Below are 19,959 nucleotides of genomic sequence, written 5' to 3' on the forward strand. Positions count from 1 at the left end.
AACCGTACGTGGACCGGCCCTCCGGCGGACCCCCTACGAAGCGGTCGCGACGGCCGCGGCCAGCTTGTCGAGGGCCTTCTCGGCGCCCTCGGGGCCGGGGGCGTTCGCCGTCAGGAAGGCGAAGGCGAGGAGTCGGCCGGAGGAGTCGACGACGGTCCCGGAGAGGGAGTTCACCCCGGACAGGGTGCCGGTCTTGGCGCGGAGCAGGCCTGCGGCCGGGGAGCTGCCGGAATTGCGGGCCTTCAGGGTTCCGGTGAATCCGGCGACGGGCAGTCCGGTGAGGACCGGCCGCAGCTCGGGGCGCTGGGGGTCGGCGGCCTTGGTGAGGAGCCCGGTGAGCAGGCCGGCGCTGACCTTGTCGGCGCGGTTCAGGCCGCTGCCGTCGGCGAAGCGGGAGCCGGCGGTGTCGATGCCGAGGGCGGTGAGCCGGTCGGTGACGGCCTTCTCGGCGCCCTCGAAGCTCGCGGGGCGGCCGGAGGCGAGGGCGGTCTGCCGGGCGAGGGCCTCGGCGATGTCGTTGTCGCTGTTGGTCAGCATCCGCTCGACGAGCCCGGCGACCGGGGTGGAGAGAGTGACGGCCAGCGGCTGGACGCCGGCGGCGGCCTTGGCCTTTGCCGGTTCGCCGGTGACCTTGATGCCGCGTTCGGCCAGGAGGGTGCGGAAGGCCCGGGCGGCGTCCTTGGAGGGGTCGTCGGACCGGTCCACGGGCCCGGAGGTGGAGTCGTCGGGGCGGCCCTCGTCGGCCGTCAGGGCGGTCACCGGAGCGATGTTGGGGTTGGCGCCGATCGGGTGGCGGGCGGGGCCGGTGTAGAGGCTGTCGTCGTATCCCAGGGTCACGGTGTCGGTGCCGGCGGCCTTGAGGGCCTGTGCGGTGTCGGCCGCGAGGGCGACGAGGCTGCCGCCGGATCCGGCGGGGCTCTTCTTCTTGGCGGTGAGCGAGGGATCGCCGCCGCCGGCCAGGACGATCTGTCCGGCGGCGTCGCCGGGCGTGACGGTGGTCCTGATCCGGTGCTCGGGCCCGAGGGCGGCCAGCGCGGCCGCGGCGGTGGCGATCTTGACGGTGGAGGCCGGGGTCATCGCGTCCCGCGCCCCGGACTCGTAGAGGACCTGCCCGGTGGCGGTGTCGACGACGGACGCGGTCCGCAGGCTGCCGAGCGCGGGATCGGCGAGCAGCGGCTTCAGCACGGCGGCCAGGCCCCCGGCGGAGGCGGGCGCGGCGGGGGCGCTCTGCGCGCGCGGGGCGCCGGGGCCGATGGCGCCGAGCACCCCGGGGGCGCTGGGCGCGGCCTCGGGCAGGGCGCCGGAACCGGGCCCTCCGCCGTGATCTGCGCCACCCGTACGGTCCCAGGAGGCGGCTGTGTCCCGCTCGGCCTTACGCTGGCCGGAGTCCCAAGGACCGGCCGCGGTCACCGCTGCCACCGACAGGGCGAGGCCGGCGACGGCCGACCCTGCGATGAGCTGCCAGGTCTTGACCAATGGCACCTCGGACCAGCCCCTTTCGCGATCACACATATGCGTGAGGGACACTTAACCACTGCGTCTTGCCGCGAGCATGGCACCCCACCCGGCAGGGCTGGGCCGGACGCGCACGCAGACGAATCGACGCAGTCCCGAAGCAATGCAGCTGATCATGGAGGAGCAGGACGTGGAGTTCGACGTCACCATCGAGATCCCCAAGGGTTCGCGGAACAAGTACGAGGTGGACCACGAGACCGGCCGGATCCGCCTGGACCGTCGCCTCTTCACCTCGACCAGCTACCCGGCCGACTACGGCTTCGTCGAGAACACCCTCGGCGAGGACGGCGACCCCCTGGACGCGCTGGTCATCCTTGACGAGCCGACCTTCCCGGGCTGCCTGATCAAGTGCCGCGCCATCGGCATGTTCAACATGACGGACGAGGCGGGTGGCGACGCCAAGCTGCTGTGCGTGCCGGCCTCGGACCCGCGTGTCGAGCACCTGCGCGACATCCACCACGTCTCCGAGTTCGACCGCCTGGAGATCCAGCACTTCTTCGAGGTCTACAAGGACCTGGAGCCGGGCAAGTCCGTCGAGGGCGCGAACTGGGTCGGCCGCACCGAGGCCGAGGCCGAGATCGAGGCCTCGTACAAGCGCCTGGAGGCGCAGGGCGGCCACCACTGAGCTCGCGCTCGGCGGTGACGGGCCGGGGCACTCCCCCGCGCCCCTTGTGACATGGCGGGCGGTATCCCTCTGGGATGCCGCCCGCTGTCGCGTTCGCGGGCCGCTGCGGCGGGCGCGGCCGGGTGGAGCGCCGGGTGGAGCGCCGGGTGGGCGCTGGGTGAGCGCTGGGTATGCGCTGGGTGTGCCGCGGGAGGAAACGATTCCGCATACTGATACCCCGGGTGATCACGGACTGGAGGACGCGTGGCGGAGGCCGACGGGGCAGAGGACAGGAAGCCCCAGTCCGACGAGGCGCACAGCGCCTTCACGCCGCCGCCCGGCATGGAGCCGGACGTTCCGGAGGAGGACCAGCCCACCTCGGAATTCGCCCGTCCGGCGGGCGCCGGTCCGGTGGAGCCCGAGCCCGAGGGGTCGGCCTTCGCCGCCCCGGCCACCTACCGGGCCGCGCAGTCCCCGCCCGCCTACACCCCCGGCCAGAGCTTCCCCGTCGCGCAGATGAAGGAATCGCCCTGGCAGGACCGCATGCGCACGATGCTGCGCATGCCGGTCGACGTGCGCCCCGTACCGGACCTCGTGCAGCGCCACAGCGAGACCGGGCCCGCCGTGGGCCGCGTGCTCGACCTGACCCTGCGCATCGGCGAGCTGCTGCTCGCGGGCGGTGAGGGCGCCGAGGACGTGGAGGCCGCGATGTTCGCGGTGGCCCGCTCCTACGGGCTGGACCGCTGCGAGCCGACCGTCACCTTCACCATGCTGTCGATCACCCACCACCCCTCGCTGGTGGGCGATCCGGTCACGGCCAGCCGAACCGTGCGCCGCCGCGGCACCGACTACAACCGGCTCGCGGCCGTGTTCCGGCTCGTGGACGACATCAGCGCCCATGAGATCGACGTGACGCTGGAGGAGGCCTACCGGCGCCTCGCCGAGATCCGCCGCAACCGGCACCCGTACCCCGGCTGGATGCTCACGGCCTCCGCCGGACTGCTCGCCGGGGCCGCCTCCACGCTCGTCGGCGGCGGGGTCCTCGTCTTCTTCGCCGCAGCGATCGGCGCGGTGCTCGGCGACCGCCTGGCCTGGCTGTGCGCCGGGCGCGGGCTGCCCGAGTTCTACCAGTTCGTGGTCGCCGCGATGCCGCCGGCCGCCCTCGGGGTCGCGCTCAACATGACGGGGATCGACGTCAAGGCCTCCGCCGTGATCACCGGTGGGCTGTTCGCGCTGCTGCCGGGACGGGCCGTGGTCGCGGCCGTGCAGGACGGCCTGACCGGCTACTACATCACCGCGTCGGCCCGGCTGCTGGAGGTCATGTACCTCTTCATCGGCATCATCATGGGCGTGCTGGTGGTGCTCTACGTGGGGCTGCAGTTCGACGCCTCGCCGCGGCCGGAGGAGGTCCTCCAGATCCAGCAGCGGCCGCTGATCCAGATCGCCGCCTCGATGGTGCTGGTGTTCACCTTTGCGATCCTGCTCCAGCAGGAACGGTCCACCGTGTGGATCGTGACGCTGAACGGCGCGGTCGCCTGGGTCACCTTCGGGGCCCTGCACTACGCGGGGGGCATCCCGCCCGTCCCGTCCACGGCCATCGCGGCCGGGCTGGTGGGCCTCTTCGGGCAGCTCTTCTCCCGCTACCGCTTCGCCTCCGCCCTGCCGTACGTGACGGCCGCCATCGGCCCGCTGCTGCCCGGCTCGGCGGTGTACTACGGGCTGTTGCTGATCGCCGAGAACCGGCTGAACGAGGGCCTCGGCTCGCTGGTGAACGCCGCGGCCATCGCGCTGGCCATCGCGATCGGGGTCAACCTCGGGTCGGAGGCCTCGCGGCTGTTCATGCGCATCCCGGGGGCCACGAGCGCCGCCAAGCGCCGTGCGGCGAAGCGGACCCGCGGCTTCTGAGCCCAGCCTGATCGGCAAGACACCCCCTGGGGCCCCGCCAGGGCTCCGTACGCGGCCTCGTACGGGCTCTGGTACGGGGTGCCGGGCGCGGGCCTCAGCGCTTGGCGTGGCGGCCGCGCGCGCCCGGGGCCTGCGGGGCGGAGCCGTCGGTCACGGCCTCGGCCGCCTCGGCGCCGGCGTTCGCCTTGTTCTCCTTGCGGGCCTTGAGGACCTCGAAGATCACGGGGATGACCGAGATCAGGACGATGCCCACCAGGATCGGCTCGACGTTCGTCTTGATGAACTCGATCTGGCCGAGCCAGTAGCCGGCGAGCGTGACGCCCGCACCCCAGCCGATGCCGCCGATGACGTTGTAGGTCAGGAAGGTGCGGTACTTCATCGTGCCGGCGCCCGCGACCATCGGGGCGAAGGTGCGGATGATCGGCACGAAGCGGGCGAGCACGATGGCCTTGGGGCCGTGCTTGTCCATGAACTCGTGCGCCTTGTCCAGGTTCTCCCGCTTGAAGAGCTTGGACTTCGGCCGGTTGAAGAGCTTCGGCCCGAAGAACTTGCCGATCATGTAGCCGACCTGGTCACCGATGATCGCGGCGGCCACGATCAGGGTGCAGACCAGCCACAGCGGCTGCTTGATGTACTGCCCGTCCGCGACCAGCAGGCCCGCCGTGAACAGCAGGGAGTCGCCGGGGAGGAACGCGAAGAGCCCGGACTCGGCGAAGACGATGACCAGGATGCCGATCAGGCCGAAGTGCGAGATCAGATAGTCCGGGGACAGCCACGTAGGGCCGAGCGCAAGCGTATACACGGGTTCCGGGCTCTCCTGGATCAGGGGTGTGCTGCGGGACGGGCGGTTTTCAATTATCAACGCACACGACCCCCACCCGGTTCCAGGCCCGGGAGGGGGTCGCTTGCGTGACATTCCGCTTACACGTTGCGCACGCCGTTCGCGAGGATCGCGTCCCTCAGGTGCTCGGCGAGACCCGGCTTCATCGCGCCGTAGAACGCCGCGAACCGCTCGTCCGCCACGTACATCTCCCCGAGCCACGTGTGCATCTCGTACGGGCAGTCGTAGAACCACTTGTGGATGTGCAGGCGGTGCTCCTCGGCCAGGTCCATCGCGCGCTCGCCGTCGGCGGGCTCGCCCGCCTCCATGACCGCCACGTACCGGCGGCCCCAGTCGGCGGACTCGTCCTGGATCCGCTGCCAGTCGTCCTTGGTGTACGAGGCCGCCCGGCGCTGCGACTCGGCGTACGCCTCGGTGTCGCCCCAGCGCTCCTCGACCTCTTGTGCGTACTGCTCGGGGTCCTGGTCCCCGAAGACCTCGAACCTCTCCTCGGGCGTGAGGTTGATGCCCATCTTCTTCGCCTCCATGGCGTGCTCAACGGCCTTGGCCATCTGCTGGAGCCGGGCGATCCGGTCGGTCAGCAGGGCATGCTGCCGGCGCAGATGCTCCTGAGGATCCGATTCCGGGTCGTCCAGCAGGACCGCGACCTCGTCGAGGGGGAAGCCGAGCTCCCGGTAGAACAGGATCCGCTGCAGCCGGTCCAGGTCGGCGTCGCCGTACCGCCGGTGTCCCGCGTGGCTGCGGCCGCTCGGGGAGAGCAGACCGATCTCGTCGTAGTGGTGCAGGGTGCGCACCGTGACTCCGGCAAAACCGGCGACCTGGCCCACGGAGTGGCCCATCTCTTCCCTCCTCAGGTTGGGTACGCCCTTCACTGTGGTCCCTCACGCGGCGTGAGGTGCAAGCCCGCTAGGGGATGTCTTGCCGGTCAGGCCGGATCAGGGAGCGGTGGCCGGTGCCATGGGGTCTCCCCAGGCCCGCCAGGGCCGAGGGGAAGGATCGCAAGGCGGACGAGGGAGGCGACGCGGAGCGTCGCCGACCGAGGACAACGCGGCGAGGCGCGGCACCGGCCACCGCGAGCCCGGCCTGACCGGCAAGACATCCCCTAGGGCAGCTACTTGCTCAGACCCCGGAAGCGGGCCACCGCCAGCGGGAAGAAGACCGCCAGCAGCAGGACCGGCCAGCCGACGGCGAGCAGCGCCGCGTGGTCGGCGGCCCACGACTGCCCGGCCGCGGCCGGGTTGCCGAACAGGTCGCGGACCGCGGTCGCCGTCGCCGACATCGGATTCCATTCCACCACCGCCCCCAGCCAGCCCGGCATCGCCTCCGGTGTGGCGAAGGCGTTGGAGAGGAAGCCCACCGGCCACACCAGGATCTGCACCGCCTGCACCAGCTCCGGACGGCCCGCGACCATGCCCAGGAAGATGCCGATCCACAGCATCGCGAAGCGCAGCAGCAGGAGCAGCGCGAAGGCGAGCAGGGCGGCCGCCGGGGAGCCGTGCGGGCGCCAGCCCAGCAGCAGGCCGACGCCCGCGAGGACGGCCAGGCCCACCGCCGACTGGAGCATGTCCGCAGCGCTGCGGCCGACCAGCACCGCCGCGGAGGACATCGGCATGGCGCGGAACCGGTCGATCACCCCCTTGCCCAGGTCCTGGGTGACGGCGGTCATCGTCGCCTCCAGCCCGAAGGCCATGGTCAGCGCGAGCATCCCGGGCACCAGGAACTCCACGTAATCGCCGTCGACCCCGCGCCCGCCGCCGATCAGGAAGCCGAACATCAGCAGCAGCATCACGGGGAAGACCAGTCCGACGACCGTCTGGACGGGCCGGCGCCCCCAGTGGGCGAGCTCGCGCCGGGTCATCGTCCAGGAGTCCACGACCACCCAGGGCGTGCTCATGCGGCCACCTCCGTGGCGTCCGTGCGGTCGGTCAGGTGCAGGAAGACCTCGTCGAGCGTGGGGCGGCGGACCGCGAGGTCCCGTGCCTCGATGTCCGCCCCCTCCAGCGCGCGCAGGGTCAGGGCCAGGCCCGCCATCCGGTCCTCCACCGGGAAGCTCAGGGTCAGGGAGTCCGGGTCCACGGCCGGGTCCGGCAGCAGCCGGGCAGCCTCGGTGAGCCGTGCCGCGTCCCGCACGACGACGACGATCCGGTCGGGCCCGACGAGGGACTTCAGCTCGTCGGCCGTGCCCTCGGCCGCCACCCGCCCCGCGTCGATCAGCGTGATGCGGTCGGCCAGCTGGTCGGCCTCCTCCAGGTACTGCGTGGTGAGCAGGACGGTGGTGCCGCCGCCCACCAGGGAGCGGACCGCGCTCCATACCTCGGTGCGGCCGCGCGGGTCGAGCCCGGTGGTCGGCTCGTCGAGGAAGAGCACCTCCGGCTCGGTGATCAGGGACGCCGCGAGGTCGAGCCGGCGCCGCATGCCGCCGCTGTACTGCCTCACCGGCTTGCGGCCGGTGTCCGCGAGGCCGAAGCGCTCCAGCAGTTCGCCGGCGCGCAGCCCGGCCCGCCGGGCGCCGAGGTGGTGGAGGCGGCCGAACATCTCCAGGTTCTGCCGCCCGGCCAGTTCCTCGTCGAGCGCCGCGTGCTGGCCGAGCAGCCCGATCCGGGCGCGGACGGCGGGCGCCTGGGTGCGTACGTCGTGACCGGCGACCCGGACCACGCCCTCGTCGTGCCGCAGCAGGGTGCTCATGACGCGCACCGCCGTGGTCTTCCCGGCTCCGTTGGGGCCGAGGACGGCGTGCACCGTCCCGGGCTTCACCTCCAGGTCGAGCCCCGCCAGCGCGGGCCTGCCGCCGTACCGCTTGTGGACACCTTCGACGAAGATCGCCAAAACCGCTCCTCCAGTAATCAAATTTGAATAGCTGGGCGCGCTCAAGGTAATGCCCACCTCTCGGCTAGTCAAACTTGATTATGCATCCCGGTGCGTGGCGTACGGATTCTCCTGGCCGTCCGCGAGGACCCCCACGAACGGATCGCCGCCCTCACCGGCGAAGGAGTACGCGCCCCCCTCGATCCGGGCGACGAGCCCCCGCGTCCACTCCGCCTCGGCATCCGCGGAGTGGACCCACCTGTGCATGATCTCGCCGATGTGGCCCAGCGCCTCCGGGCCGCCCTCCGGCGTGTAGTAGTCCGTCACCGACGACCGCCAGAGCGCCAGCTTCGCCATCCGCTCCCGGAGCAGCGCGAGCACCTCTGCCCGCGGCAGATCGACCATGAAGCCGATCGCCGCCGACAGCACGTCCGTCTTCTGGTCGTACGCCGCGAGGGCCTCGCGCAGCAGCCGGAAGTACTCTTCGCGGCCGGCGTCCGTCACCTCGTACTCGGTGCGCGGCGGCCCGCCCGCCGCGCTCGGCGCCACCTCGTGCGCGTGCAGGACGCCCTGCTTGGCCATCTGCTTGAGCGCGTGGTAGATCGATCCGGGCTTGGTGTTCGACCACTCGTGGGCGCCCCAGTACTCCAGGTCGTTGCGTACCTGGTACCCGTGGGCCCGCCCGTGCTGGCGGACCGCACCGAGGACAAGAAGCCGGATCGCTGACATGGGGCCAGGCTAAGCCCCCGCCCCGCTAGCCCATCGCCTTGGTGCCGTCGAGGGATTCGCGGACGATGTCCGCGTGGCCCGCGTGGCGGGCGAACTCCTCCACCAGGTGCAGGAGCATCCAGCGCATCGAGACCTTGGCGTCCTTGGGGAACCAGGGCGCCGGCGGGAGCGGGAAGGTGTCGTCCAGGCTCGGCACGGAGGCGACGAAGGCCGCCGTCTGCTCCGCGACCTCGTCCCAGAAGGCGAGGACCGACGGGATCGACTCGCCGTCGACCAGGCGGAAGGCCTCGCCCCAGGTCTCCTGGGTGCGCGCCTTCTCGTTCGGCACCTGCTGGGCGAGGCGCAGCCAGTTCAGCTCGACCTCGGCCACGTGCTTGAGCAGCCCGGACAGGGTGAGCTCGCTGACGCTGGGGCGGCTGGCAGCCTGCTCCTCGCTGAGCCCGAGGAGCGATTCGCGGATCGCCGTGCGCTGGGCGCCGACGAAGGCGAGGAGGGTGCCGCGCTCGTCGCCGGGGACCTCGGTGGAAATCTGAGCCATGACCGACCGCCTTATGCGTGAGGTGTGTCCTGCCGGGGGGCTCCTCCCCCCGACACGACACACGCTACGGAGCATTGAGGTCAGAGCCTGTCCTCATTGGCCGTTCAGTTGCCTTCGATCTCCCCGTCGGGGCGGAGCGCCGGCAGCGCGGTGGCGGGCTGCGGGAGCAGGGCCTTGGAGAGGTCCTGCTTGCCCGTCGGGTCGAGCCCGTACATCGCCTCGTAGATGTTGCGGACCGCCGGTCCCGAGGCACCCGAGCCGGTGCCGCCCTGGGAGATCGTCATGACGATCGCGTAGTCCTCGGTGTACGAGGCGAACCACGAGGTCGTCTGCTTGCCCTGGACCTCGGCCGTACCCGTCTTGGCGTGCATCGGGATCTGCTTCTGCGGCCAGCCGCCGAAGCGCCAGGCCGCGCTGCCGTTGGTGGCGACGCCCGCGAGGGCCTCGTCGATGTTGTCGCGGGTCTTCGCGTCCATCGGCAGCTTGCCCTGCTCCTTCGGCGCGATCTCCTGGACCGACTTCCCGTCGGCGCTGACGATCGCCTTGCCGATGCCGGGCTGGTGGAGCGTGCCGCCGTTGGCGATGGCCGAGTAGACGGAGGCCATCTGGACCGGGGTGACGAGCGTGTCGCCCTGCCCGATCGAGTAGTTGATGGCGTCACCCTCGCGCATCTGGTTGCCCTGGCGGCAGTTCTCGTAGGCGATCTTCTCGGCGAAGGAGCCGTTCTTCTTGCCGTCGCGGCACCAGGCGTCCTTGTTCGCGTCGAAGAAGTCCTGCTTCCACTTCCGGTCGGGGACCCGGCCGGGGACCTCGTTCGGCAGGTCGATGCCGGTGCGCTTGCCCAGCCCGAACTCGTGGGCGGTCTTGAGGAACCAGTCCTTCGGGTCCTTCTTCGGCTTGATCCCGCCGTCCTTCTTCCACTCCTGGTCCGCGATGGCGTAGTAGACGGTGTCGCAGGAGACCTCCAGCGCCCGGCCGATGGTGATGTCACCGTGGCCCTGCGACTCGAAGTTCGTGAAGGTCTGGCTGCCGACCGAATACGAGCTGGGGCAGGGGTAGCGGTTGTTGAACGGGTACCCGGCGTTGACCGCAGCCGTCGAGGTGACCACCTTGAAGATGGAGCCCGGCGCCGCCTGTCCCTGGATCGCCCGGTTCAGCAGCGGGTAGTTCGACTCCTTGTCGGTGAGGGAGGCGTAGTCCTTCGCGGAGATGCCGCCCACCCAGGCGTTGGGGTCGTAGGTCGGGTTCGAGGCCATCGCCACGACCCGGCCGGTCTTGGTCTCCATCACCACGACGGCGCCCGAGTCGGCCTCGTAGTTGCGGCCGGTGTTCTTGTCCCGGACCTTGCGGGCTTCGATCATCGCGTTGTTCAGCTCGCGCTCGGCGACCGCCTGCACCCGGGAGTCGATCGAGGTCACGATGTTCGAGCCGGGCCTCGCCGGGTCGGTCTCGCCCTGGCCGATGACCCGGCCGAGGTTGTCCACCTCGTAGCGGGTGATGCCCGCCTTGCCGCGCAGCTCCTTGTCGTACGTGCGCTCCAGGCCGGAGCGTCCGACCTGGTCGGAACGCAGGTACGGCGACTCCGACTTCTTCGCCTTGGCGATCTCCTCGTCGGTCACCGGCGAGAGGTAGCCCAGCACCTGGGAGGTGTTGGCCTGGTCCGGGGCGGCGTAGCGGCGCAGCGCGGTCGCCTCGGCCGTGATGCCCGGGAAGTCCTCGGGGTGCTCGCGGATCTGCAGGGCCTGCTCGGTGGTGGCCTCGTCGCTGACCGGGATCGGCTGGTAGGGGGAGCCGTTCCAGCAGGGCTGCTTGGTCTTGGCGTCGCAGAGCCGGACCTTGTCGATGACCTCCTGGGCGTCCATGCCCAGCACCCCGGCGAGCCGGGTCAGCACGGACTTGCCCTTGTCCTTCATGGTCAGCAGTTCGGTGCGGCTGGCGGAGACCACGAGGTGGGTCGCGTTGTCGGCGAGCGGAATCCCGCGCGAGTCCAGGATCGAGCCGCGCACGGCGGGCTGGACCACCTGCTGGACGTGGTTGTTCTTCGCCTCGTCCGTGTACTCCGGGCCATTGCGGATCTGGAGGTACCAGAGGCGTCCGCCCAGCGTGAGCAACAGCGAGAAGACCACGATCTGGATGACGACGAGCCGGTTCTGGACCCGAGGGGTCCGGCCGGTCTCCGGTATGTTGCTCAACTCGTTCTCCCCCGGGCGGCTGCCTACGCCCGGCCGAGTCTAGGGGGACGGCGGGGGTGACCTAGAACGGGAAGGTCGTCCGGCCGTGCTGTACGGAGATCCACTTCTGCGTGGTGAAGGCCTCGACCGTGGCCTCGCCGTTCAGCCGGCCCAGACCCGAGGCCTTCTCGCCGCCGAAGGCGGCCAGCGGCTCGTCCCCGATCGTGGAGTCGTTGACGTGGATCATGCCCGTCTCGATCCGCTGGGCGAAGCGGACGCCCCGCTCCACGTCCCGGGTGTGCACGGCTCCGCTGAGCCCGTAGGGGGTCGCGTTGGTCAGCCGTACGGCCTCGTCCTCGCCGTCGAAGACCACCAGCAGGGCCACCGGGCCGAAGATCTCCTGGCTCAGCAGCGGGGAGTCCTCGGGGATCCCGGCGAGCACCGTGGGTTCGACCAGGTTGCCGCGCGTAGACCCGCGTACGAGCGCCTGCGCGCCGGATTCCACGGCCTGGTCCACGAGCGCGGTCAGGGCGTCGGCCTGGAAGGAGTTGATCAGGGGGCCGATGTGGGTGTCGGCCTCGTGCGGGTCGCCCGTCTTGAGGCCGCGCACGCGTGCGGTGAACTTCTCGGTGAACTCCTCGGCGACGGAGGCGTCGACGAGGATCCGGTTGGCGGCCATACAGACCTGGCCCTGGTAGACGAAGCGGCTGAAGACGGCCGCGTCCACCGCGTAGTCGAGGTCGGCGTCGTCGAGCACGACGAGCGCGCTGTTCCCGCTGAGCTCCAGGACCGTGCGCTTGAAGTGGCGGGCGGCGATCGCCCCGACGTGCCGGCCGACCCGGTCCGATCCCGCGAACGAGATGACCTTGGGGACGGGGTGGGTCAGGAGCGCGTCGCCTATCTCGGCGATGTCGGTGACCAGGACGTTCAGCAGGCCGGCCGGCAGCCCGGCGTCCTCGAAGATCTTGGCGATCACGCCGCCGCCCACGACCGGGGCGTTCTGGTTGGGCTTGATGACGACCGCGTTGCCCAGCGCCAGGGCCGGGGCGACCGACTTCAGGGTCACCAGGAAGGGGAAGTTGAAGGGGCTGATCACGGTGACGACGCCCACGGGGAGCCGCTGGACCCGGTTCTCCTTGCCCTCGACCGGCGAGGGCAGGATCCGCCCCTCGGGCCGGACGGCGAGCTGGAGGGACTCGCGGATGAACTCCATCGCGAGGTGGACCTCGTACTCGGCCTTGGGACGCGTCCCGCCGAGCTCGTCGATCATCGCCTCGACGATCTCCTTCTCGCGCTCCTCGGTGATCCGCAGGGCGCGCTCCAGGACCGCGCGTCTGATGTAAGGGCTGGTGGCGGCCCACTCGCGCTGGGCGCGTTCGGCGCCGCGGTAGGCCTGGTCCACCTGCTCGACGGTGGCCACCGTGATGGCCGCGAGCTTCTCCCCGTTGAAGGGGTTGACGTCGATGATGTCCCACGAACCGGTACCGGCCAGCCATTCGCCGTCGATGTACTGGTGAGCCAGGTCGCTGAATATGGACATGCCATCCCTTACTGCGAGCGCGCACCCGTGCGCTGCACCGGAGACCGATCGGTCATCATGCACTGATCAGACGTCATACTACGTGCGAATCAAGACAGTTGGAGCAGGCCACGGAGAAGATCCCGGGTCCGTTCGACGTCGGGGCAGTCCGCCTGGAGCCGTTCCATCGCCCTTTCGTACTGCCCCACTTCCTCGCCCTTGTCCAGGTAGAGGGCACTGGTGAGCTGTTCCAGATAGACGATGTCCTGGAGGTCGGACTCGGGGAAGCGCAGCAGGGTGAAGGCTCCGCTCTCGCCCGCGTGGCCGCCGAAGGAGAAGGGCATCACCTGGAGCTGCACGTTGGGCCGCTGGGAGACCTCGATGAGGTGCTCCAGCTGGCCGCGCATGACTTCGCGGTCGCCGTACGGCCGACGCAGCGCGGCCTCGTCGAGGACGGCGTGGAAGATGGGGGCGTTCTCCGAGACGAGGACCTTCTGGCGCTCCAGGCGCAGGGCGACGCGGCGGTCGATCTCGGCGGCGGTGGCGCCGGGCATGCCGCGGCTGACGACGGCGTGCGCGTACGCCTCGGTCTGCAACAGTCCGTGGACGAACTGGACTTCGTAGATCCGGATGAGCGAGGCGGCGCCCTCCAGGCCGATGTACGTCTGGAACCACCCGGGCAACACGTCGCCGTAACTGTGCCACCAGCCGGTCGCGTTGGCCTCCCGGACCAGTCCGAGCAGCGACTCGCGCTCCGTGCTGTCCGTGACTCCGTAGAGCGTGAGGAGATCCTCGACGTCTCTGGCCTTGAAGCTCACCCTTCCCAACTCCAAGCGGCTGATCTTCGATTCGGATGCGCGGATCGAGTAGCCGGCCGCCTCACGGGTGATGCCGCGGGATTCTCGGAGTCGCCTGAGCTGGGAGCCCAGGAGGATGCGGCGCACCACAGAACCGCTTGCTTCTGCGGTCACTAGTACTGCCCTCCCCATCGCATTGGCGTGCGCGTGGTGTGCGCGAGCGTCTCGGGGCCCCCGTACCCCAGGGGCCGCAGTCTGCCACCAAAACGCATCGGCCCGTACTCGTTCTGTAACGGAATCCCGTCTCCGGGAAAAGAAGTCCGTAAGTATGCGTAGGAAGAAATGAGTCAGAACCGTCACGGGAGCGGACAGGTCCGGCGCGTGCACGTGCATCTGCCCTTGCATCCGGCTCCGGCATTCGGAACGATGGTCCCCGCGCACCTGCGTGCTGTTCGCGCCGGCGCCGGACCCACCCCGCAGTTCTTTCTGGACGGAGATGACCGCTCCGCCCGCGAATCCCGGGAGTGCCTCGCATGGGGACGAATGGATCGACCATGCTCGAGCCGTTACGGCAGGGGCTGCCCCCGGTCGACCCCACGGCTGTCTCCGGGTCCGCCTCCTGCGCTCTGCCCGCCCGTTACGAGGCGGTGCGCGGAGCCCGCTCCTTCTGTCGTTCGACCCTGTCCCAGTGGGGCCTCGACGACCGCTTCGACGATGTGGCCCTGGTGGTCTCCGAGCTCGTCACCAACGCGCTGCGCCACGCCCTGCCCGAGGACGCGCGGGGGGCGGACGCCGAGCCGGAGCCGCCGGTACGGCTGCACCTGATGCGGTGGAGCACGCGGCTGGTGTGCGCGGTGCGGGACCCCAGCGAGGACCGGCCCGGCGGGGCCTTCTCGCCGGAGCGCACCGAGGAGAACTTCGACCTGGAGTCCGGGCGCGGGCTGTTCCTGGTGGACTCGTACAGCGACAGCTGGGGCTGGCACCCGCTCGCGGGCCGGCTGACCGGCAAGGTGGTCTGGGCGCTCTTCCTGCTCCAGGACTGAACCGCCGACGGACGCCGATCAAGGGCGAACACAGGACAACTGGCCGGGATTGATCATTGCGATCAGTCCCGGCCAGTGCACGTGCATGGCGTGATGAGTGCGCTGTTCCGTCAGCTGATCAGGTGATCGAACTCGCCGTCCTTGACGCCCAGAAGCAGAGCCTCGATCTCGGCCGGCGTGTAGACGAGCGCCGGTCCGTCGGGAAAGCGCGAATTGCGCATGGCGACATCGCCTCCCGGCAGCCGTGCGAACTCCACGCAGGAACCCTGCGAGTTGCTGTGTCTGCTCTTCTGCCACGTCAGCTCAAACAAGGTAGCGAGTTCTGCAGCTGCCATCCCGTTGTACGCGTGGTCCACAGGAAGCCCCCGATAGTGCAGATGTCAACTCCTCCGGATCATAGCTGTGTTCATGAGCTGCTGCATGGGCAGATGCACGTGCACGCGGGGTGGTCCGTTGATCACAGACAGGTCCCTACTCAGGAGTAGGGACCTGTCTAGCGGGGCAGCGGCTTCTGCCTGCCGCCCATGTGGGCGCGGTCGGCGGCGGCCGTGCCGTCCTCCCAGCCCGCGTGGTCGGTGGCGCCGCGCAGCCGGGTCGTGGTGGTCCGGGGGAACATCTCCTCCGCCCGCGAGGTGACCGCCACGTCGCGGGCCACCAGGGCCGGCAGGTTGTCGGGGGCCTCCGTCGCCGTGTGCTCGGCGGTCTCGGCGAGCCGGTGGCCGAGCCGGCTGGCGTAGGCGAGCAGGAAGGACTGCCTGAAGGTCTTCGTCCGCTTGCGCCCGCCGGAGCGCTGCGCGGCCTCCGCGCGGGTCATCGCCGCCGTGCCCTGCACGAGCAGCGACGTGTAGAGCAGCTCCACCGCCTCCAGGTCGCTCTCGAAGCCGACCACCGTGGAGAACTCGAAGCCGCTGTTCCACACCGCCCGGCAACGGTTGGCGCCGGCCACCGCGTCGAGCAGGACCGCCTTCGCCTCCTCGTACGGCGGCTCGACACCGATCCGGCAGGCGCCGGGCACCTGGGCCGGGCCCTTGCCGCTCGCCGCCAGCAGCGCCTCGTCCACGGTGTGCCGGGCCATCAGCTCCTGTGCCTTGGCGCTGAGCGCCTCCGCCTCCTCCGGGAAGGTCGTCGCCTCGGCCTTGGCGAGCAGGGCCCGGATCCGGCCCAGCATGCGCGGCTCGATGTGGGCGTGCTCGGCGAGCGCGTCGGCCGGGTCGCCGGGCAGCGGACCCACCGGTTCGATCGAGGGCAGCCGGATCAGCAGCCGCAGCACCTCCAGGAAGGCGGTGGCCAGCGTGAACCGGTCCGCCCGTTCCCGCTGCGCGAGCCGGTCGGCGTACTCCTCGTCGCCCGTCCACCACACCTCGGCGGCGCCCCAGCGCGCCGGGAGCCGGGCGTAGCGGCGCGCCTCGGCGGCGATCAGGTCCCCGGTGATCCGCAGGTGCCGCTCGTCGAGGTCCCGGCGGACCAGCCGCAGCACGTCGGCCGGCTGCCAGCCCCGCTCCCAGCCCTGGCGTACGTACGCCTCCCCGCGCGCCAGCAGCTCCCGCCCGACCCCGGGCCAGCCCCCCTGGTCCGCGACGAGCAGCGACGCGCCGGTGTCCAGCCCGGTGTCGTCCTGGGCGTAGAGGGCGGCGGCGAAGGCTCGGTCGACGGTCTCGGCAAGGTCTCTCACACCTCTCAGCTTGGCATGTCCGCCTTCGCGTCCCATTCCCGCCCGGCCCTGGAGACCTACGCGGCGATGGCCCATCCCAGCCCCGCCAGGGGGTACCTCCCAGCGGTAGCTGGGGGAGTTTGAGGCGCACTCTCAGCCTCGCCGGCGTTTGAGGCGCGGGGGTCCCGGGGGCAGCGCCCCCGCAACGGCGCCGCACCCCGCACGGCCCGCCGCACGGCCACTGTCAGACCCCGGTGGGACACTCGCACCCATGAGCGACCGCACTCCCCGGTGGGCCCTCGCCGAGGACGGCGACGGGTGGTGGCACGCCGCGCCCGTACCCCCTGCCGACGGAGTCCGGATGCGCGTGCGCGACCCCGCCGACGCGGTGCGCGCCGCCCCGCCCGGCACGCGCTGGGTCTGGCGGTCCACCGCGGCCGTGTACCCCCGGCTGCTCGCCGCGGGCGTGCGCGTCGAGCGGTGCCACGACATCGAGGACGCCGAGCTGCTGCTCCTCGGCCACGAGGGCCGTTTCGGCGAGCCCCGCTCGGCGGCCGCCGCCTGGGCCCGGCTCACCGACGCCCCCGTACCGCCCGATCCGCGCCCGCGCGCCGCCGAACCCCGCGCCCAGGACTCCCTCTTCGACCCGCAGCCCACCCCGGTCCCCCTGGACGCCCTGCTCGCCGTCCACGCCGACCAGGCCGAGCGGCTCGACGCCACCGCCCACCCCGCCCGGATGCGGCTGCTCACCGCCGCCGAGTCGGCGGCCTTCCTCGTCGCCGCCGAGATGAACCGCGTGGGCCTGCCCTGGCGGGCCGACGTGCACCGCGCCCTGCTGACCGAGCTGCTCGGCGAGCGGTACGCGGGCGGCGGGGAGCCCCGGCGCCTCGCCGAGCTGGCCGACCGCGTGTCCGCCGCCTTCGGCAGACGCGTGCGCCCCGATCTGCCCGCCGACGTGATCAAGGCCTTCGCCGGGGCCGGGATCAAGCTCAGGTCCACCCGCCGCTGGGAGATCCAGGAGCTGGACCATCCCGCCGTCGAGCCGTTGATCGAGTACAAGAAGCTGTACCGGATCTACACCGCCCACGGCTGGGCCTGGCTCGCGGACTGGGTGCGCGACGGCCGCTTCCGCCCGGAGTTCATCCCCGGCGGCACCCTCACCGGCCGCTGGGTCACCAACGGCGGCGGGGCCCTGCAGATCCCCAAGGTGATCCGCCGGGCCGTGGTCGCCGACCCCGGGTGGCGGCTCGTCGTGGCCGACGCCGACCAGATGGAGCCGCGCGTCCTCGCCGCGATCTCCCGCGACCCCGCCTTCATGGAGGTCGCCGGGGAGGCCTCGGACCTCTACACCGCCGTCTCCCGCCAGGGCTTCTCGGGCGACCGGGACAAGGCCAAGATCGCCGTGCTCGGCGCCGTCTACGGCCAGACCTCAGGGGACGGCCTGAAGAACCTGGCCGCGCTCCGCCGCCGCTTCCCCCGGGCCGTCGCGTACGTGGACGACGCGGCGAAGGCCGGGGAGGAGGGCCGGCTCGTACGGACCTGGCTGGGCCGCACCTGCCCGCCGCCCGCCGGCTCCGGCGAGGGGGACGAGGCCGGTGACGGCGGCGTCGACCCGGGCGAGGGGTACGGGGAGGGCGGGACCGGGACCCCGCAGGACCGGGACGACGGCTGGACCCCGAGCTACGCCTCCACCAACACCCGGGCCCGCGGCCGGTTCACCCGTAACTTCGTCGTCCAGGGCAGCGCGGCCGACTGGGCCCTGCTGCTGCTCGCTGCCCTGCGGCAGGCGACCGCCGGCATGCGGGCCGAGCTGGTGTTCTTCCAGCACGACGAGGTGATCGTGCACTGCCCGGCCGAGGAGGCCGAGGCCGTCGTGGAGGCGATCCGGGCCGCCGGCGAACGGGCCGGCCGGATCGCCTTCGGCGACACCCCGGTCCGGTTCCCGTTCACGACGGCGGTCGTGGAGTGCTACGCGGACGCCAAGTGAGCGGGATCAGTGGGCGGGCGCTCCCGGGTTCCAGTCCGGGGCGAGCGCGATCCGCCGCAGCTGCTCCATCGTCAGCGCGGGTGAGGGGCGGGTGGCCGGGCCGTTCTGGTCCGCCGTGCCGAAGGCGGTGACCAGCACGCGCAGCCCGTCCGTGCGCAGGGTGTCCACCTTCCACTGGGTCACGCTCTTGTTCTTCTCCCCGGGCCCCGCCGTGACCTTCACCTTCGTGCCGTCGGACTCCGTGGTGACGGCCGGGTTCCCGGTGAAGCCCGGGGCGTTCGCGTGCGGCTGGACGTTGATCTGGACCAGGGACTTGCCCTTGCCGTCGTCGAGCACGACGTAGCCGTACGTCCCCTGCCCGCCCTTGGAGACGATCGGGACGGTGATCCCGAACCGGTTCATCAGGTACTCCAGGGCGTCCACGGCCTTCCGGTCCCGCAGGGCGATCGACTCCGGCCCGGGCGCCGGCTCGGGGTCGGCCGCGGGCAGGTCGTTCAGGGCCGCGTGCCAGGTGTCCGAGGTAACCAGGCTCTTCAACTGCGCGACCGTCAGCGGCGGGTCGGTGCGCGAGACGGGGGCGCCCTTGTCGGCCGCGGCGTTCCACTCGGACGCGTCGACCAGGAAGCCCTGCACGGTCACGAGCACGGCCCGCCAGACCTTGATGTCCGCCCGGCGGTCCGGGTACTCGTACCCCTGGTGGAGCAGCAGCCTGGAGCCGTCCGGCAGCTGCTCGGTCCGGCAGTCGTCGTAGGTGTGCAGGTTCTTGTCCTCGCACTCGGTCTGCGCACGGGACTGGCTGCCGAACGGGTCCACCCGCTGGAGGCTGAGGGAGATGGCCGCCGGGCCCTTGCCGTCGTCGTACACGACGCCGACCCTCGGTCCCAGCTCGTCCTCCGTGCCCCGCGCCTTGGGCTCGGTGAGCCGGCCGGCCGGCAGGAGCGACTTCAGGTTGCCGATCATCCGGTCCGCGGTGACCGCGCCGGTTCCGGTCCGGCGCCCGTCGGCCGGCGGGGTCGGCGGCGGCGGCGACGCGGCGTGGACCGCAGCCTCGTCCCCGGAGCCGCCGAACAGGCCGCCGGAGTAGGCCCCCGCCGTGGCGATCAGGGCGAGGGCCAGCACGGATCCGCCGGCCACGGCGGCCCGGCGGCGCGCCACCCGTCGCCGGCCGCGCTCCTCGCCCGCGTCCGCGAGGGCCTCGGGGTCGGTCGTGAAGCCCTCCCCCGTGCGCCGGAGGGCTTCGGCGAGTTCGTCTTCGATGGACATTGGGAACCGGACCTTCCGTTTGCTGGGTGGGTGAGGGGAGGGGCCGACCGGAGCGGACCGGCGGTCTCAGAGGTCCACGAAGGCGGCAAGGCTGCCGCCCAGCTGCTCCCGCAGCCGCGCGAGCGCCCGCGAGGTCCGGGTACGGACCGCGGCCGAGGAGGCGTTCATCGCGTCGGCGGTCTCCTCGACGCTGCGGTCCTCCCAGTAGCGCAGCACCAGCACCGCCCGGTCCTTGGGCTCCAGTCGCCCCAGCGCCTCCAGCAGCGTCGGCCGCTGCGCCGGATCCCCGCCGGCCTGCGCGGGCGCGCCCCGGCCGGGGTGCTCCCCGACCGGCCGCTCCCCCGCCGGCCGGCGGCGCCGGTGCGTGAGGAAGACCCGTACCAGCACCGTCTGGGCGTAGGCCGCCGGATTGTCGATCCGGGAGATCCGGCCCCACCGCTGGTACATCCGCCCCAGGGTCTCCTGCACCAGGTCCCCCGCGAGGTGGGTGTCCCCGCCCACGAGCAGACATGCCGACCGGTACAGGGGGCCCGAGCGGCCCGCGGCGAACTCACGGAACCCGTCCCTGCGCCCCTGGCGCATGTGCTCCCC

Annotated in this window: 17 protein-coding genes and 1 pseudogene; 4 read left to right on the forward strand and 14 right to left on the reverse strand. The window is 71.6% G+C overall.

The features are described 5' to 3' along the window. Nucleotides 1-33: 33 nt before the first annotated feature. Nucleotides 34-1,512: a D-alanyl-D-alanine carboxypeptidase/D-alanyl-D-alanine endopeptidase gene (gene dacB / locus ACZ4YL_RS29315; protein WP_468120701.1), complete on the reverse strand. Its 1,479-nt coding sequence runs from the start codon at nt 1,510-1,512 to the stop codon at nt 34-36. Between the two features lie 133 nt (nt 1,513-1,645). Between dacB and ACZ4YL_RS29320 the strand changes: the two genes are divergently transcribed. After that, complete coding sequence (locus ACZ4YL_RS29320; protein WP_214947725.1) at nt 1,646-2,140, forward strand: inorganic diphosphatase; 495 nt, start codon at nt 1,646-1,648, stop codon at nt 2,138-2,140. A 243-nt stretch (nt 2,141-2,383) separates the two neighbouring features. Beyond that, on the forward strand, nt 2,384-4,024 hold the full coding sequence (locus ACZ4YL_RS29325; RefSeq protein ID WP_468120703.1) for a threonine/serine exporter family protein: 1,641 nt from the start codon (nt 2,384-2,386) through the stop codon (nt 4,022-4,024). 94 nt (nt 4,025-4,118) lie between these two features. Here the strand turns inward: ACZ4YL_RS29325 and ACZ4YL_RS29330 are convergent, their stop codons facing one another. The 9 genes and pseudogenes from ACZ4YL_RS29330 to ACZ4YL_RS29370 form a co-directional block, all read right to left on the reverse strand. Then, nucleotides 4,119-4,826: a DedA family protein gene (locus ACZ4YL_RS29330; protein ID WP_468120705.1), complete on the reverse strand. Its 708-nt coding sequence runs from the start codon at nt 4,824-4,826 to the stop codon at nt 4,119-4,121. 119 nt (nt 4,827-4,945) lie between these two features. Continuing rightward, nucleotides 4,946-5,704, reverse strand: a complete 759-nt coding sequence (locus ACZ4YL_RS29335; protein ID WP_468120706.1) for a MerR family transcriptional regulator — start codon at nt 5,702-5,704, stop codon at nt 4,946-4,948. 272 nt (nt 5,705-5,976) lie between these two features. Then, nucleotides 5,977-6,759: an ABC transporter permease gene (locus tag ACZ4YL_RS29340; RefSeq protein WP_468120707.1), complete on the reverse strand. Its 783-nt coding sequence runs from the start codon at nt 6,757-6,759 to the stop codon at nt 5,977-5,979. Further along, nucleotides 6,756-7,691, reverse strand: coding sequence for an ATP-binding cassette domain-containing protein (locus ACZ4YL_RS29345; RefSeq protein WP_468120709.1), 936 nt, complete (start codon nt 7,689-7,691; stop codon nt 6,756-6,758). Before ACZ4YL_RS29345 ends, ACZ4YL_RS29340 begins: the two co-directional genes overlap by 4 nt. Before the next feature lie 78 nt (nt 7,692-7,769). Beyond that, nucleotides 7,770-8,399, reverse strand: a complete 630-nt coding sequence (locus ACZ4YL_RS29350; protein ID WP_468120710.1) for a PadR family transcriptional regulator — start codon at nt 8,397-8,399, stop codon at nt 7,770-7,772. A 25-nt stretch (nt 8,400-8,424) separates the two neighbouring features. Then, complete coding sequence (locus tag ACZ4YL_RS29355; protein WP_468120711.1) at nt 8,425-8,937, reverse strand: DinB family protein; 513 nt, start codon at nt 8,935-8,937, stop codon at nt 8,425-8,427. A gap of 113 nt (nt 8,938-9,050) precedes the next feature. Next, nucleotides 9,051-11,129: pseudogene (gene mrdA, locus ACZ4YL_RS29360) on the reverse strand (penicillin-binding protein 2); the annotation flags it as partial. A gap of 61 nt (nt 11,130-11,190) precedes the next feature. After that, nucleotides 11,191-12,648 carry an aldehyde dehydrogenase family protein gene (locus tag ACZ4YL_RS29365; RefSeq protein ID WP_468120713.1) on the reverse strand — a complete coding sequence of 486 codons (1,458 nt, stop codon included), beginning with the start codon at nt 12,646-12,648 and terminating at the stop codon, nt 11,191-11,193. A gap of 89 nt (nt 12,649-12,737) precedes the next feature. Continuing rightward, entirely contained in the window at nt 12,738-13,616 is an 879-nt protein-coding gene (locus ACZ4YL_RS29370; RefSeq protein WP_382545002.1) for a helix-turn-helix domain-containing protein, read from the reverse strand. Between the two features lie 341 nt (nt 13,617-13,957). Between ACZ4YL_RS29370 and ACZ4YL_RS29375 the strand changes: the two genes are divergently transcribed. Next, the gene (locus ACZ4YL_RS29375) at nt 13,958-14,467 is read left to right on the forward strand and encodes an ATP-binding protein (RefSeq protein ID WP_094744647.1); all 510 of its coding nucleotides are present in this window, start codon (nt 13,958-13,960) and stop codon (nt 14,465-14,467) included. A 110-nt stretch (nt 14,468-14,577) separates the two neighbouring features. Here the strand turns inward: ACZ4YL_RS29375 and ACZ4YL_RS29380 are convergent, their stop codons facing one another. Together ACZ4YL_RS29380 and ACZ4YL_RS29385 are read right to left on the reverse strand one after the other, a co-directional pair. Next, the gene (locus ACZ4YL_RS29380; RefSeq protein WP_030726905.1) at nt 14,578-14,823 is read right to left on the reverse strand and encodes a DUF397 domain-containing protein; all 246 of its coding nucleotides are present in this window, start codon (nt 14,821-14,823) and stop codon (nt 14,578-14,580) included. A 137-nt stretch (nt 14,824-14,960) separates the two neighbouring features. Then, complete coding sequence (locus tag ACZ4YL_RS29385) at nt 14,961-16,175, reverse strand: DUF2786 domain-containing protein (protein WP_468120715.1); 1,215 nt, start codon at nt 16,173-16,175, stop codon at nt 14,961-14,963. A 214-nt stretch (nt 16,176-16,389) separates the two neighbouring features. Here ACZ4YL_RS29385 and ACZ4YL_RS29390 point away from each other — a divergent pair, with 214 nt between their 5' ends. Then, on the forward strand, nt 16,390-18,105 hold the full coding sequence (locus tag ACZ4YL_RS29390) for a bifunctional 3'-5' exonuclease/DNA polymerase (protein WP_468120717.1): 1,716 nt from the start codon (nt 16,390-16,392) through the stop codon (nt 18,103-18,105). A gap of 6 nt (nt 18,106-18,111) precedes the next feature. On the opposite strand, the gene ACZ4YL_RS29395 is transcribed toward ACZ4YL_RS29390, so the two are convergent. Next, nucleotides 18,112-19,368: a hypothetical protein gene (locus ACZ4YL_RS29395; protein ID WP_468120719.1), complete on the reverse strand. Its 1,257-nt coding sequence runs from the start codon at nt 19,366-19,368 to the stop codon at nt 18,112-18,114. 66 nt (nt 19,369-19,434) lie between these two features. Next, the gene (locus ACZ4YL_RS29400; protein ID WP_468120721.1) at nt 19,435-19,950 is read right to left on the reverse strand and encodes a SigE family RNA polymerase sigma factor; all 516 of its coding nucleotides are present in this window, start codon (nt 19,948-19,950) and stop codon (nt 19,435-19,437) included. Between the last annotated feature and the right edge of the window lie 9 nt (nt 19,951-19,959).

This window comes from Streptomyces sp. NPDC030021 (genome assembly GCF_055574035.1).

Excerpts from the sequence above, each read along its gene's own strand:
- ACZ4YL_RS29365 (WP_468120713.1), bottom strand. The coding sequence starts at position 12,648 with ATGTCCATATTCAGCGACCTGGCTCACCAGTACATCGACGGCGAATGG.
- ACZ4YL_RS29390 (WP_468120717.1), top strand. The coding sequence starts at position 16,390 with ATGAGCGACCGCACTCCCCGGTGGGCCCTCGCCGAGGACGGCGACGGG.
- ACZ4YL_RS29385 (WP_468120715.1), bottom strand. The coding sequence starts at position 16,175 with ATGGGACGCGAAGGCGGACATGCCAAGCTGAGAGGTGTGAGAGACCTT.
- dacB (WP_468120701.1), bottom strand. The coding sequence starts at position 1,512 with ATGTGTGATCGCGAAAGGGGCTGGTCCGAGGTGCCATTGGTCAAGACC.
- ACZ4YL_RS29400 (WP_468120721.1), bottom strand. The coding sequence starts at position 19,950 with ATGCGCCAGGGGCGCAGGGACGGGTTCCGTGAGTTCGCCGCGGGCCGC.
- ACZ4YL_RS29370 (WP_382545002.1), bottom strand. The coding sequence starts at position 13,616 with ATGGGGAGGGCAGTACTAGTGACCGCAGAAGCAAGCGGTTCTGTGGTG.
- ACZ4YL_RS29375 (WP_094744647.1), top strand. The coding sequence starts at position 13,958 with ATGGGGACGAATGGATCGACCATGCTCGAGCCGTTACGGCAGGGGCTG.
- ACZ4YL_RS29395 (WP_468120719.1), bottom strand. The coding sequence starts at position 19,368 with ATGTCCATCGAAGACGAACTCGCCGAAGCCCTCCGGCGCACGGGGGAG.
- ACZ4YL_RS29355 (WP_468120711.1), bottom strand. The coding sequence starts at position 8,937 with ATGGCTCAGATTTCCACCGAGGTCCCCGGCGACGAGCGCGGCACCCTC.
- ACZ4YL_RS29350 (WP_468120710.1), bottom strand. The coding sequence starts at position 8,399 with ATGTCAGCGATCCGGCTTCTTGTCCTCGGTGCGGTCCGCCAGCACGGG.
- ACZ4YL_RS29335 (WP_468120706.1), bottom strand. The coding sequence starts at position 5,704 with ATGGGCCACTCCGTGGGCCAGGTCGCCGGTTTTGCCGGAGTCACGGTG.
- ACZ4YL_RS29340 (WP_468120707.1), bottom strand. The coding sequence starts at position 6,759 with ATGAGCACGCCCTGGGTGGTCGTGGACTCCTGGACGATGACCCGGCGC.